The sequence below is a fragment of the Paenibacillus sp. 19GGS1-52 genome (genome assembly GCF_022369515.1).
GTDB lineage: Bacteria > Bacillota > Bacilli > Paenibacillales > Paenibacillaceae > Paenibacillus_AQ.
Map to the genome: position 1 here is coordinate 3,023,386 of NZ_CP059724.1, position 13,445 is coordinate 3,036,830.

The window sequence follows — 13,445 nt, forward strand, 5'->3', positions numbered from 1 at the left end:
TTTGGTGGGGGCATTTAAGGCTCAAAGCCAAAATCAGCGGTTGACCTGTTGTGAGTAGAACCGCTACGGTTCGGAGCGTTCTTGCGATCGCTGTTAAAGCCCGATTTCCTCTGATTTTTAAATAGAGCCTCATTTAATGCTTACTTTTTTACTGTCTACTCATAAAGTATGGAAATAATAATAGGCCAGCGATGATAAGCATGGCAATCATACCTGAAATTCTCCGGGCTATGAAATAAGTATTGCTGGGCTCTTTAGTTGCTTTCCAGCTTTCAAACGTTTTCCACATCAGCCTTGGAGCTATAGCATTTAATAATCCGCTAACAAATATAAGACCAAAAATAAGCATCGGGATTAGTAGTATTCCTTTGGGCATAGGTATTCTTTCCTTTCAGATCTTATTTATTTTTGTGTTTTCTCTTAGCAGCCTAGCACGAATTGAAAGTGCTGCTAAGAATAACGGAAACATTCGCTAATTATCGAGTTCTGTATACTAAACAATAGAAACGATTTGTCCAGTGGAAGATTAAGGAAGTCTAAGTACTGATTGAAAGCAGGGTTAGACTTAGCTGCACTCTGTACATTTATTCTAGGGAAATGAACTGCTAAAGTGACTTTAGTTGTACTTCGTGCAGTTAAATCTCGACAAATTCCCTCTGTACGGTAGCATCAAAAATATAGTTGCAGTAAATGCAGTAAATGCAGTAAATACAGTTAAAGCGTCAGTTGCCGGTAAAAGAGATGTTTTAAGTGTACAGACTACAACTATTCACTTGTAGCATTGGTGTGTAACCAAGTAGAACTGTGCTTCACAGATACTTAAGCGACAGCCTTCTAAAGAAATATACTACCTCTGCAGTAACCTCTGATTGGCTGAAGAAAACGTAGTATTAGATTAACGATGTAGCGTAAGATAACGGGCAGCGATTTAATCCAATAATAGCAAATTATAATAATGATATGGTAAAATTTTCACTATGAGAAGATCGGAATGGAAAAAGAGATTGATTATGTGAATCTGTACCAAATTCACCATTGGGATTACAATACTCCTATCGAAGAGACGATGGAAGCATTACATGATAATTAGGCTAACACCTGAAGAAATTGCGTCGGTGGAAGAACCGTATGTTCCCCATCCGGTAGTGGGTCCTAATAGGATCTAATGACAAACACATTTGAAATTTCAACTAAGAGGTGCATTAATGAAGTTTAATGAATTTTTTGTCGGACAAGTATTTAAAACCAAGTCTATAACAATCACTAAAGAGAGTATTAGGAGATTTGCTGCAGAGTTTGACCCGCAATATATGCATCTGGATGAAGATAAGGCAAAGCAAGGAAGATTTAATGGAATCATCGCTTCTGGAATACAGACCATAGCAGTTTCATTTAAACTTTGGGTCGAGACAGGTGTTTATGGTGATGATGTTATTGCCGGAACGGCTATGAATAATCTGAAATTTATTAATCCGGTGTATCCAGAGGATGAATTGTATACAATTGTTGAGGTTATTGAAGTAAGAGAGAAGAAGAATGAAACGGGACTCGTTACGGTGCGGCTGTCCACTTTCAACAATAAAGATGAGAAAGTTTTTGAAGGCGATTTATCCGTTTTGGTTAAGCAGTAAAACAAGGAGTAGATACCTTCCGAGGGTTCTGCTCCTTTTTCACTCATTAAGAAGGTTTCAGGCTGATTCTAGTGATGAGGTTGGTATGGAATGGGACTTGTTTGGGTTATTATATTCTTTATGAAAGAAGATGACCGGACTTCTAAGATTCATCAATTTCGCTCAACTTATTTCTCATAACACCGGGAGTACATCCGTAGGTTTTACGGAAGACCCTGATAAAATAGTTCGTCTCCATGCCCAGCTGCAGCGCAATTTCCTGCACTGGGGTTTCGGCATTCTCTCTCATTAGCTGCAGTGCCCGCTGGAGGCGCAGATTCTGCAAGTACTTATGCGGAGTTACCTCATACTCTTGCAGGAACAGTCGCTGAAAATGCTGTACCGAATAGCCAACGGCACCAGCGAGATTGGAGATCAGCAGCGGTTCCGTAAAATGCTCGTTAATCAGACTGACAGCTTTTTGCAGGGCTTCGTTGCGGACCGTTTCGAACTCGATCCGGCTAACGCCTCCTGTTGAAGTTGCGGTACGGCGGAGCATTAACAGCAGTCGATACATAGTTACAGATAGCTCCTGCATCACCTGCTCGTCTTGGCGGTTCGTGGTTTGCAGACTTACGGTATGCCAAATTCCACCAATCTCCCTCCAACACTCTTCAAATCGGTCCGGCCGGAAGGGGGCGGACGGCAGCAGGCGGATGCCTTCCAGAATTTCGCGAGACTGTGTTCCATGAAAGCCAATAAAACCGACATGCCAGGGTTCATGGGAGAGTGGATAATATTCATGTCCCCGATCCGGTGGAAATACAAAAGCCATTCCCGGTTCTAATATGGTTTCTATGCCACTCTCCAGGTCACGGAACAATCCGCTTCCGCTGCGGATCAGAAAGATCTGGTGAACGGGGAAACCTGTCGGGCGTACATGATGGTATTGGATATGACGGCCCACGGAATAAGGATATAACGGATAGTCATCCGGATTGCGCGGCATTTCAATCAGTGAGAAGGGAAGCATATATTCACCTCATATTCATTTTGTACTAGTATATCGCTACTATATTCCTACTGCCTGAATTGAATATTCTTATATTATTAATAGTATAAAGAATGATTCAGGAGTTGGATAGTGGGCACTGATCGAATTTCATCAGAGAATAGTCCCATCGGCTCTTGGACATGAATCTGAGAGGATGATTTATAGCAATGATTACTAAATTCCCTTCAATTAGCAGCAAAGCACCTGTAATGCTACACGGTGCCGATTATAATCCTGAACAATGGCTGAAGTACCCGGAAATTTTGCGTGAGGACCTGCGGCTGATGAAGCTGGCTGGCTGCAACGTAATGTCTGTAGGGATCTTTTCCTGGGTTTCACTGGAGAAGGAGGAGGGTGTCTTTACCTTCGATTGGCTCGATACTTTACTGGATACTTTTTCGGAAAATGGAATTTACGCGTTTCTGGCTACTCCTAGCGGAGCACGCCCGGCCTGGATGTCGGAGAAATACCCCGAGGTGCTTAGAGTAGAACGGAATCGGGTTCGCAATCTGCATGGAGTACGCCATAACCACTGCTTTACTTCCCCTGTCTACCGGGACAAAACAGCTCTGCTGAATTCGAAGCTGGCCGAGCGTTATGCGCATCATCCGGCTGTCATTGGCTGGCACATCTCCAATGAGTTCGGCGGAGAATGTCATTGTGATCTGTGTCAAACCGCGTTTAGAGACTGGCTTAAGGTTAAATATGATAATAATCTCGAGGAGTTGAACCATGCCTGGTGGGCAACCTTCTGGAGTCATACGTATACTTCGTGGGAGCAGATTGAGTCTCCAGCCCCGCATGGAGAGACGCAGGTGCACGGACTGAATCTCGATTGGCGGCGGTTTGTCAGCGAGCAGACGATCAATTTTTGCCAGCATGAGATCACTTCGGTACGCAGCTATAACCCAGAACTGCCTGTGACGACCAATATGCATATGATTGATGGGATTGATTACCGCGAGCTGGCCAAGATTCTGGATGTTGTCTCCTGGGACGCTTATCCGGATTGGGGTTATACCGCGGATGATGACGATGCCCGGCTGGCAGCCTGGACTGCGATGCACCATGATCTGTTCCGTTCATTCAAAAAGAAACCATTCCTGCTCATGGAGAGTACTCCTTCACTCACGAACTGGCAATCGGTCAGCAAGCTGAAGCGGCCTGGTATGCATAAGTTATCCTCGCTGCAAGCAGTTGCGCATGGCTCAGATTCCGTACAATACTTTCAATGGCGCAAAAGCCGTGGCTCCAGCGAGAAGTTCCATGGGGCTGTTGTGGACCACAGTGGTCACGCTGAGACCCGCGTCTTCCGCGATGTAGCTGAAGTGGGCAGGACTCTAGCAGGTCTGACAGATGTAGTAGGTACTTCTACACCTGTGCAGACGGCCATCATCTTTGACTGGGACAACCGCTGGGCGATTAAGGATGCTCAAGGGATCAATAATTCTGCACTACGCTATGAGGAGACGGTGCTCCAGCATTACCGCGGGCTTTGGGAACTAGGAATTCCTGTTGATATCATCGGTTCAGGAGATGACCTGTCGGCCTATAAGTTGGTCATTGCTCCAATGCTGTATCTGATCAGTGAAGAGAATGGCAAAAGAATTGAGAAATATGTGGAGCAGGGAGGTACTTTCCTCGCTACTTACTGGTCCGGTGTTGTCGGTGAGACCGATTTATGTCACTTGGGCGGGTTCCCGGGGCCACTGCGCAGAACACTTGGTATTTGGGCTGAAGAGACTGAAGGTCTGCATAGCCGCGATCTGAATGGGATTGTAATGCAGGCAGGGAATGCCCTAAGCTTAAGTGGAGATTATGATGCGCATGAGATTGCCGAGCTGATTCATCTTGAAGGAGCAGAGATGCTGGGAGCTTACCGCAATGATTTCTATGCCGGACAACCAGCGCTTACTCTGAATAAGCTGGGTCTAGGATTGGCATACCATCTGGCTACGCGCGTAAAGGACTATGCATTCTATGTGGAGCTATATGCCGCAATTACGAGCAAGGCTGGCATCACCCGTACAATAAATAGTGAATTACCAACGGGAGTAACAGCGCAGCTGCGGACAGACGGAGAGAACGATTATATTTTCGTGCAGAACTTCAGCGGCATTCAACAATCTGTGGAGCTGGACGGTAGAGCGTATACCGATCTGGAATCCGGTGCAGTCGCAGCAGGCGTATTGGATCTACCGGTGAACGGCCTGGTTATGCTGAAGCGTAAGGCATAAAGCAAGGTGATTTGAGTGGATTACACTTCTATTCACGGAGAAGTGAGACCCTACTTTTGGAATTTAGGGGAGTTTGTCTGACTGTCGAAAAAGTAAGGTTTCCCCGCAGGTACCAACTCTCGCTGCCTACGGATTCTGTTCTGAAATGAATTCTATAAAGCCTATTTCTTCGAGGAATATAAGGATGATTTATCGTGTGAAACAGATAAATTCTTAGCTTTTCAAAAAAGATCCCACACAATTTACAGTTATGTGCGGGATCTTTTTATTTGCTGATTTTGTTTTTAGCTTGCACGGTCCATACTCAAAAAAATAATTGGAAGATATAATTTTATTTGGTATATTTGGATTACTGTGTTTGTTCTGAAGATAGCGGAGGGGATTAGCGATGAGACTAGCGGAAGCGCTTGTAAGGCGAGCGGACTGCCAACGGAAGGTGGCACAGATCAAGCAGCGTCTTGGGAGAGTTATAAAGGTGCAAGAAGGAGAGACACCTTCGGAATCGCCTACTGAGCTGCTGGATGAATTAAGTCAGACGCTAGGTGATTTAGCCGTCTGGGTGAAGAAGATAAATAAGACGAATGCTTTTAGCCCGTTCGATACGAGTATCAGCTTGGCAGAAGCGCTGGCGGAACGTGATCGCATCATGCAGCATCGCAATATCCTGAATGAATTGCTTAACGAGGCTTCCATCAAACAGGAACGATACAGCCGGCAAGAAGTGAAATTTCACACGACTGTTGAAATCGTAGCTCTTCAAAAAGAGGTCGACGAGTTATCGAGGAAATACCGCGAGTTGGACTTCAAGATCCAGGAGAAAAACTGGAGCACGGACGTACTGGATAACTAAACAAGTTGGTAACCGGAATCATACAGGCGAGCACAACCCGCCAACGGGTAGTTGGACCTCTGATGTAGATGCAGGGCCATATCTACAAAACATAACTAATTAGCCCAATAATGTAACAAGAGTGCGCGATAGCATGTAACTAGGCTGTATTTTGTTTAATGTGACTACCACGTGCTGATGTATGGTTAGGTGAGGGCGGGTTCGGGGACTTGTTCAATTGGTAGTCGATGAGACAGTTGGCATATTGCTGGCCTGTCTCTTTTTTGTATGGATGACGAAGGAGTCTGCCCTCTAGTGAGGGTGGGTCTTCCAATCCGTAGTGGCCTTCAAAATAAACAGAAGCCTTAGTGAAGTTATGACATGTTTTGCTAGAAGCTGGGTTAAGGCCTTGGTTTTTTGTGTTCCTAAATTATCAGATAAGAGTAGATATTTTAATCTTTAAATAATTGTAATACACTATGATTTGGTTATAATTGAAACAGAATAGGTGTGTTACTAGTTTGTGCCTTGGTTTGATGTAATGCCTAAGCAGGAGCGCCTACATCCTGTCTGCAAATTTCAGAGTATAAGGATGGTAAATATGAGCAATAGAGAAACTACAACAGACGTTATCTTAATTGGTGCCGGAATCATGAGTGCGACCTTAGCGACATTTCTGAAAGAATTAGAGCCGGAATGGGAAATGACAGTGTTTGAGAAGCTTGAACATGCTGGAGAAGAAAGCTCGAACGAATGGAATAATGCAGGAACTGGGCATGCGGCATTGTGCGAGCTTAACTACACTGTCGAAAAACCTGACGGATCTATAGATATTAGCAAAGCAATCCAGATTAATGAACAATTTCAGCTTTCCATGCAGTTTTGGTCTTATCTTGTTAACAGTGAGCTAATACGTAATCCGCGGGATTTTATCATGCCATTGCCTCATATGAGTATGGTGCAAGGAGAACACAATATAGCTTTTTTAAAGAAACGTTTTGAAGCGATGTCAGATAATCCACTGTTTCAAGGGATGGAATTTTCGGATGACCCTGCAAAGCTGATGGAATGGATTCCGCTTATTATGCAAGATCGACCCTCTCATGAACCTATAGCGGCAACCAAAATCGACACAGGAACGGATGTCAATTTTGGTGCTTTAACGCGCATGTTGTTCGAACACTTAAAGAGTAAGAATGTCGATATCAAATACAAACATTGCGTGGATACTATAAAACGTACTAGCGATGGTTCGTGGGAATTGAAAATACGAAATGACAGCGGTAACATCGAACGCCATACTGCAAAATTCGTCTTTATTGGAGGCGGGGGAGGGAGTCTGCATTTACTGCAAAAATCCGGTATTCCTGAAGGGAAACATATTGGCGGATTCCCGGTAAGCGGAATGTTTATGGTGTGTAATAATCCGGAGGTTGTCGCGCAGCATCATGCAAAAGTATATGGCAAAGCTAAAGTTGGAGCTCCACCAATGTCTGTTCCGCATCTTGACACAAGATTTATCGACAATAAAAAATCGTTGCTTTTTGGACCTTATGCGGGCTTCTCACCAAAGTTTTTAAAGACTGGGTCTATGTTTGATTTGATAACTTCCGTAAAATCAGATAATCTCGTAACGATGTTGGCGGCAGGTGCGAAGAGCATGTCATTAACAAAATATCTGATTGAGCAAGTGATGTTATCGAAAGAAAAGCGCATGGAAGAGTTACGAGAGTTTATCCCGAACGCCAAAATAGAGGATTGGGATTTAGTAGTAGCGGGCCAACGTGTGCAAGTGATCAAAGATACGGAAGCTGGCGGCAAAGGTACACTGCAATTTGGTACGGAAGTTATTACTGCCGATGATGGCTCTATAGCAGCATTGCTAGGAGCTTCTCCAGGGGCTTCTACTGCTGTTCACGTTATGCTTGAGGTCATTAACAAATGCTTCCCGCAACATATCAAAGAGTGGGAACCGAATATTAAAGAAATGATACCTTCTTATAGAGTGTCACTAATGGACAATCCAGAGCTTCTACATGAAATTCATACTTTAACAGCGAAGGCGCTTGGTCTATAAAGTCTCAACCCTCTGACCGTATTAAACTCCCGCCAGGATTTTGGGCAGGATTACGTCAATTAGGGATTGCTGTGCACGACGTTGCTCACAAAGCACGCCTGCCGCGCACTATTATTACTGAACCAACCGTCACTACCGCCCAGTATTTCGCGATCTGGCAGGCTTATTCCGATCTTATGGGTGACACTGCTCAAGGAATCATCAAACTTGCAACTGTCTTTGAAACAGCGAAGTACCCACCGCCCGTCTTAGCAACTTACCACGCTCGTGACTACCGCGACGCGCTAAACCGGATGGCTCGGTACAAACAAATGTGTCCTCCCGAAAGCTTGCGGATCACCGAGGAGGGCGAGTACTGTACAATCGATCTGGAATGGCTGAATACCGAGCAATCCGGTCCGCCGGTGCTGGTTGGTATCACGCTGGCATTTCTGCTGGAGCTTGGGCGCCGGGGAACAGGTCAACCATTGACGGCGCGGTCCGTCGAATTCTCGCAGTCAATGGGCGATGTACAGGTCCTTGAAGCTTACTTCGGCTGCAACATCCGTATGGGCGCACAATGCAACCGGTTGACGCTACATCGAAGAGATCTGGATCGCCCCTTTGTCTCGTATAACGAAGAGTTGCTGGAGATCCTGACTCCCGTTCTGGATCGATCGCTGGGTGAACAGCAGCGCAGCCGTTCATTTCCAGAGTTGGTTAAATGGATCATGAAACGTAGCCTCACTGGAGGGCACCCCGACATTCACGCTGTCGCGAAGGAGCTCAGTGTGAGCGATCGTACCTTACAGCGCCGGCTCACTAACGAGAATACGAGCTTCAAGCATTTGTTGACACAAGCTAGACATGAGCAGGCACGAGAGTACTTGGCAGACCCCACGCTCGATATTAAAGAAGTGGCTTTCTTGATTGGATATGAAGACCAGAACTCATTCTACCGCGCATTCCGCCTTTGGGAAGGGGATACTCCAACACATTGGCGTACTGAACATTTAGGTGCATTCCCAACCTAACCAACCCCACAGGGTGCTAGTATGGACTGAATATTATCATTTGGCGTGTTGAGCAAGTATTCTGGCGTAATCTGCTAGTTACTGAACATTCCAGACAAGGTAATATAATCACTATCCGGAGCACCACACTGTTTGTAAAAGGGGAAATGGATTATGGATATGGGATTAAACAATAAAACAGCTCTAATTACAGGATCAACGAAAGGTATAGGTAAAGCAATTGCCATTGAACTTGCCAAAGAAGGAGTTAATGTACTAATTAATGGACGGAATGATGAAGAGGTAGAACGAACTGTAAATCAACTGAAGTCAGAATACCCAGCTACCTCTCCTCAAAATGCTACAGCCGATATTGTGGATACTCAGCAAAGAGAAGCTTTATTTGAAAAGTACCCCACTATTGATATTTTAGTTAATAACATGGGTATTTATGAAATCATGAAATATGAGGACGTTGACGATGAAATATGGGAAAAATATTTCCGTACTAATGTTCTTGCTGCCAACGGATTAACTAAGTTCTATTTACCTAAGATGTTGAAAAATGATTATGGCCGCATAATCTTTATTGCGAGTGAAGAAGCTATGCAACCTTCAGGACAAATGCCTCAATATGCAATGACCAAATCAATGCTATTATCATTGTCGAAAATTTTATCTAAATTAACAATAGGAACAGAAGTTACAGTAAATACAATTATGCCAGGACCCACACTCTCTGAAAATGTGTATCAAATCATTGATGGTCTGTACCCTAATGAAGATTTGACTTTTTCCGAAAAAGAGAAACGATTCATGACCACAAACCTACCTCAATCTGAAATTCAGCGATTTATTAAGCCGATTGAAATAGGTAGACTGACTACATTTGTATGTAGTCCTTATGCCTCTGCATTTAAAGGTTCTCCTATTCGTATGGATGGTGGAATGGTACCGACTATTTTTTAAAAGATAAGAATTTATATGTTTCACACGATAACTTATCCTTATATTTCTCGAAGAAACGGGTACCGTCCATAAGAGGACGGCGAAGCCGTTTTTTCTTGGTTGGCGTGCCCAGAGGCACGCATTATCTAGTTGGTGAAAGTCCAACCCAAGGAGGGGCCAAGCCACCTTGGTAGCTAGGATGCTTGCACATGGCGAAATCTGTGTGTAAAAGCGCATCGACAAAAGTACCTGTCTGAGACAGGGCGAGCGACAATCCAGGCCGCAACATGAAGTGAATCCTGCCGCGTCGTCAAAAAGGCCCTGCAAGGGGGAAAAGAGGGAGCCGAGTCTCGCGAACATAGACGAAGGCCAAGGAAACTGTGCAGAACTTGGGACAACAGTGAAGAACCCTCCGGCGTAGAGGGAACGGCATGGGTTGAAAGATAATGCAGTGAACTGGGGAGACCCTCCCCCACACGGAATTTTTTTTCGGAATCCGTAAAGAGACGCTCTATAAGCCCAAAAGACGAAGTGAACCGTCTGTGGGAAGGGAGTCCGAGGGGCTCATAGTACCGAAGAACCTAAGGACAACATAACCTTAGGGAGGGAAGGAGCCCTGCTTTGTTTATGCTTTTGGAGGAGGTACGAGTGAGTGAATGCCAACCGGCTAACGACACCCAAGGAAAAAGTTCAACAACTCCAAGAAAAGCTAGGTCATGCGGCCAAGGCGAACAAAAAGCGTAAATTCCATGCATTGTATGACAAGATCTATCGGTGGGATGTACTGTGCGAAGCGTGGAAACGAGTGAAAGCCAACAAGGGAGCTGCGGGAGTAGATGCCGTGACGCTAGCAGACATTGAGGAACAAGGAGAAATATGGTTTCTCAAGACATGTGAGCGAGAACTTAAAGAAGGTAACTACCATCCGCAACCCGTAAGGCGACACTATATCCCGAAGAAAGACGGAAAGCAAAGGCCATTAGGCATACCCACCGTACGGGATCGAGTCATACAGATGGCAACCAAACTAGTGATTGAACCCATCTTTGAAGCAGACTTTGGGGAAGTATCCTTCGGTTTTCGTCCGAAACGAAGTGCTAAAGGGGCGTTGGAACGTATTCGTAAAGCCTGCAACCGCAAAGGAAATTGGGTAGTCGACGTCGATATCCAAGGTTACTTCGACAACATTAATCAAGAGAAGCTTATGAAATTGGTGCAGATGCGTATCAATGACAGGAGGATACTGAAATTAATGAGGAAGTGGCTACAAGCGGGAGTTATGGAAGAAGGAACGGTAAGACGCTCGGATTTAGGGACTCCGCAAGGAGGCGTGATTTCACCGCTCCTTGCGAATATCTATCTAAATTACTTCGACCAACTGTGGGAGAAACACGGAAAAGGAGTAGGGGAGCTCACAAGGTATGCAGACGACTTTGTAGTGGTATGCAAAACCAAGAAGGACGCGGAACATGCGTATGAGCTCATACGCAAAATTATGGAGCGTTTGGAGTTAACCCTACACCCGACCAAAACCCGCATTGTTGGATTATGGACGGGAGACGAAGGATTCGACTTCTTAGGGATGCATCACCGAAAAACCAAAGCAGAAACCTCCCAAGGTAAGGTGTACTACACCACCCAACAGTGGCTAACGAAAAAGGCAGAGGAACGCATTCGAGAGGTGGTCAAAGAAAGATTAGCACCCCCGAGCATGCGCTCGAAATCGTTTGCGGAACAGGTAAAATGGCTCAATCCAAAGATCCAAGGATGGAGAAATTATTACTACACGAACTACAGCCAAAAAAAGATTAGCCAAGTTGGACTGGTATATTTTGCAGCGATTAACCCGGTGGTATGCCAAGAAAAGACAACGCAGAAGATGGATGGGTTCACTCTCAGAGGTTAGATATATTGCCGTCCAGTATGGACTAAAAACGCTATTGTAAACTGCATGCCCATGAATGACGAACATCGGAAAGCCGTATGAGGGAAAACCTCACGTACGGTTTGATGAGGAGGGGCTGAATTTGTTCAGCCCTTTACTCTAGCTACAATGCAAAAAAAAGAGGTATCCCAGCATCCATGTTCATGGAAACTGAGATACCTCTTTAAATTAACAATAATTATCTAGCCAACCATCCGCCATCAACATTAAGGATGTGACCGTTCAGGTAATCGGAAGCTGCGGAAGCCAAGAAGACAGCAGGGCCTTTAACATCTTCTGGAGTCCCCCAACGTGCAGCTGGAATGCGGTCCAGAATTGAATCAGAACGGCTTTGATCCGCTCGGATTGGAGCCGTGTTTTCTGTAGCCATGTAACCAGGTGCAATCGCATTGATATTCAGTCCGGAACCAGCCCATTCATTAGCAAAGGCTTTAGTCAGACCAGCTACGCCATGTTTACTGGCAGTGTAGCCTGGTACGTTGATGCCACCTTGGTAGGAAAGCATGGAGCAGATGTTGATGATTTTGCCGGATTTTCTTTCCAAGAAGTGGCGGCCAGCGATTTGGGACAGTAAGAATACTGTATTCAGGTTCAGGTTGATCACGTCGAACCAGTCTTTTTCACTATGGTCTTTAGCAGGCGCACGACGGATCATACCTGCGCAGTTAACGAGAATGTCAACGTGTCCAGTCAGTTCAAGTGCTTGGTCAAACATAGCTTGAAGAGTAGTATGGTCACTAAGATCGGATTCGATGCTAAGCGCCTTAACGCCATAGGCTTCAGCAGCTTTTACTGTTTCTTCACTTGTATTAAGGGAAGCAGAGATTACATCTGCGCCTGCTTCTGCGAAGGCAAGTGCGATGCCTTGTCCAAGACCTTGAGCAGCACCGGTGACGATTGCTGTTTTTCCTGCCAAGCTGAATAATGATGACATATTAAATTACCCCTTTAATGGTTGGATTGGTGTACTTGTTACCCGCATTCGATGGTTATGCCTCTGCTGCGGAATTGGGCCGCTGTATCAGGAGAGAGCCCCTTATCTGTCAAGATGACGTCTACCTGCTGAAGGGAAGCGAATGTACGAAGGGCCGTTTGTCCGAATTTATGATGATCCACAACGGCATATACCATCCGTGCGGTAGATACGAGCGCTTGCTTATATTCAATGAAATCTCCGGTATAGATGGAGAGCCCTTGCTCGATATTAACTGCTGTTGCGGAGAGAAAAGCTTTTTGAATGTTCAGGTTCTTCACATATGAGACCGCTTCGGGTCCGGCCAGCATATTGCGGACACGGTACCCGCCAGGTACAACGAGGCGGATGTTATCTTTGGAAACCAGTTCGCTGATGATGTACACATCATTGGTGATTACCGTTAGAGGCATGTTCTCCAGCCTCCGGGCAATTTCCAGCGTCGTGCTTCCGCCGTCCAGGGCCACGATATCATCCTTCACAATATGGGCTAGTGCGCGCAGGGCAATCTCCGTTTTTTCCTCAGAATATTTATCCAGCGGATCTTTAGAGGGCAGAATACCAAATTGATCGCTTTGCGCCAGCACAGCACCGCCGTGTACACGCATAATCAATCCTTGCTCCTCCAGCTTGCTTAAATCCTCACGAATTGTTTTTCCTGTGACCTGGAGCTTGTCGCTTAGCTCATTTACCGTTACATCTTTCTGGTTCAGCAGAACTTCCATAATCATCTCGTGCCGTCGTATCGGGTTCATCCGCCTGCCTCATCTTTCCGTAAGT

At 45.3% G+C, this 13,445-nt stretch carries 12 protein-coding genes and 1 pseudogene; 8 read left to right on the top strand and 5 right to left on the bottom strand.

Features of this window, described 5'->3' with window-relative positions:
• Window positions 1–148: 148 nt before the first annotated feature.
• Window positions 149–376: a DUF6199 family natural product biosynthesis protein gene (locus H1230_RS31635; protein ID WP_481857141.1), complete on the bottom strand. Its 228-nt coding sequence runs from the start codon at window positions 374–376 to the stop codon at window positions 149–151.
• A gap of 630 nt (window positions 377–1,006) precedes the next feature.
• Between H1230_RS31635 and H1230_RS14250 the strand changes: the two are divergent.
• Together H1230_RS14250 and H1230_RS14255 are read left to right on the top strand one after the other, a co-directional pair.
• Window positions 1,007–1,084: pseudogene (locus tag H1230_RS14250) on the top strand (aldo/keto reductase); the annotation flags it as partial.
• A gap of 121 nt (window positions 1,085–1,205) precedes the next feature.
• Entirely contained in the window at window positions 1,206–1,631 is a 426-nt protein-coding gene (locus tag H1230_RS14255) for a MaoC family dehydratase (protein ID WP_239716351.1), read from the top strand.
• A gap of 142 nt (window positions 1,632–1,773) precedes the next feature.
• Here H1230_RS14255 and H1230_RS14260 read toward each other — a convergent pair whose 3' ends face one another.
• Window positions 1,774–2,643 carry a helix-turn-helix domain-containing protein gene (locus H1230_RS14260; RefSeq protein WP_239716353.1) on the bottom strand — a complete coding sequence of 290 codons (870 nt, stop codon included), beginning with the start codon at window positions 2,641–2,643 and terminating at the stop codon, window positions 1,774–1,776.
• Window positions 2,644–2,831: 188 nt separating this feature from the next.
• Between H1230_RS14260 and H1230_RS14265 the strand changes: the two genes are divergently transcribed.
• From H1230_RS14265 to H1230_RS14285, 5 genes are all read left to right on the top strand, one after another.
• Window positions 2,832–4,901 (top strand): beta-galactosidase, encoded by a 2,070-nt coding sequence (locus H1230_RS14265; RefSeq protein ID WP_275591225.1) that lies wholly within the window; start codon window positions 2,832–2,834, stop codon window positions 4,899–4,901.
• Window positions 4,902–5,289: 388 nt separating this feature from the next.
• A complete protein-coding gene (locus tag H1230_RS14270; RefSeq protein ID WP_239716355.1) occupies window positions 5,290–5,751 on the top strand; it encodes a DIP1984 family protein in 462 nt (153 codons plus the stop codon).
• 580 nt (window positions 5,752–6,331) lie between these two features.
• Window positions 6,332–7,807, top strand: a complete 1,476-nt coding sequence (locus H1230_RS14275) for a malate:quinone oxidoreductase (protein ID WP_239716357.1) — start codon at window positions 6,332–6,334, stop codon at window positions 7,805–7,807.
• Complete coding sequence (locus H1230_RS14280; RefSeq protein WP_239717327.1) at window positions 7,804–8,820, top strand: AraC family transcriptional regulator; 1,017 nt, start codon at window positions 7,804–7,806, stop codon at window positions 8,818–8,820. Before H1230_RS14275 ends, H1230_RS14280 begins: the two co-directional genes overlap by 4 nt.
• Before the next feature lie 153 nt (window positions 8,821–8,973).
• Window positions 8,974–9,768: an SDR family NAD(P)-dependent oxidoreductase gene (locus tag H1230_RS14285; protein WP_239716359.1), complete on the top strand. Its 795-nt coding sequence runs from the start codon at window positions 8,974–8,976 to the stop codon at window positions 9,766–9,768.
• 121 nt (window positions 9,769–9,889) lie between these two features.
• Here the strand turns inward: H1230_RS14285 and H1230_RS14290 are convergent, their stop codons facing one another.
• Window positions 9,890–10,036, bottom strand: a complete 147-nt coding sequence (locus H1230_RS14290) for a hypothetical protein (protein WP_239711337.1) — start codon at window positions 10,034–10,036, stop codon at window positions 9,890–9,892.
• A 363-nt stretch (window positions 10,037–10,399) separates the two neighbouring features.
• Between H1230_RS14290 and ltrA the strand changes: the two genes are divergently transcribed.
• On the top strand, window positions 10,400–11,653 hold the full coding sequence (ltrA, locus tag H1230_RS14295) for a group II intron reverse transcriptase/maturase (RefSeq protein WP_239716362.1): 1,254 nt from the start codon (window positions 10,400–10,402) through the stop codon (window positions 11,651–11,653).
• A 217-nt stretch (window positions 11,654–11,870) separates the two neighbouring features.
• Here the strand turns inward: ltrA and kduD are convergent, their stop codons facing one another.
• Complete coding sequence (gene kduD / locus H1230_RS14300; RefSeq protein WP_239716364.1) at window positions 11,871–12,626, bottom strand: 2-dehydro-3-deoxy-D-gluconate 5-dehydrogenase KduD; 756 nt, start codon at window positions 12,624–12,626, stop codon at window positions 11,871–11,873.
• A gap of 38 nt (window positions 12,627–12,664) precedes the next feature.
• Entirely contained in the window at window positions 12,665–13,420 is a 756-nt protein-coding gene (locus tag H1230_RS14305) for a DeoR/GlpR family DNA-binding transcription regulator (protein ID WP_239716366.1), read from the bottom strand.
• Window positions 13,421–13,445: the final 25 nt, after the last annotated feature.

Coding starts and splice junctions, on each gene's coding strand:
- H1230_RS31635 (WP_481857141.1), bottom strand. CDS start 376: ATGCCCAAAGGAATACTACTAATCCCGATGCTTATTTTTGGTCTTATA.
- H1230_RS14255 (WP_239716351.1), top strand. CDS start 1,206: ATGAAGTTTAATGAATTTTTTGTCGGACAAGTATTTAAAACCAAGTCT.
- H1230_RS14260 (WP_239716353.1), bottom strand. CDS start 2,643: ATGCTTCCCTTCTCACTGATTGAAATGCCGCGCAATCCGGATGACTAT.
- H1230_RS14265 (WP_275591225.1), top strand. CDS start 2,832: ATGATTACTAAATTCCCTTCAATTAGCAGCAAAGCACCTGTAATGCTA.
- H1230_RS14270 (WP_239716355.1), top strand. CDS start 5,290: ATGAGACTAGCGGAAGCGCTTGTAAGGCGAGCGGACTGCCAACGGAAG.
- H1230_RS14275 (WP_239716357.1), top strand. CDS start 6,332: ATGAGCAATAGAGAAACTACAACAGACGTTATCTTAATTGGTGCCGGA.
- H1230_RS14285 (WP_239716359.1), top strand. CDS start 8,974: ATGGATATGGGATTAAACAATAAAACAGCTCTAATTACAGGATCAACG.
- H1230_RS14290 (WP_239711337.1), bottom strand. CDS start 10,036: ATGTTGCGGCCTGGATTGTCGCTCGCCCTGTCTCAGACAGGTACTTTT.
- kduD (WP_239716364.1), bottom strand. CDS start 12,626: ATGTCATCATTATTCAGCTTGGCAGGAAAAACAGCAATCGTCACCGGT.
- H1230_RS14305 (WP_239716366.1), bottom strand. CDS start 13,420: ATGAACCCGATACGACGGCACGAGATGATTATGGAAGTTCTGCTGAAC.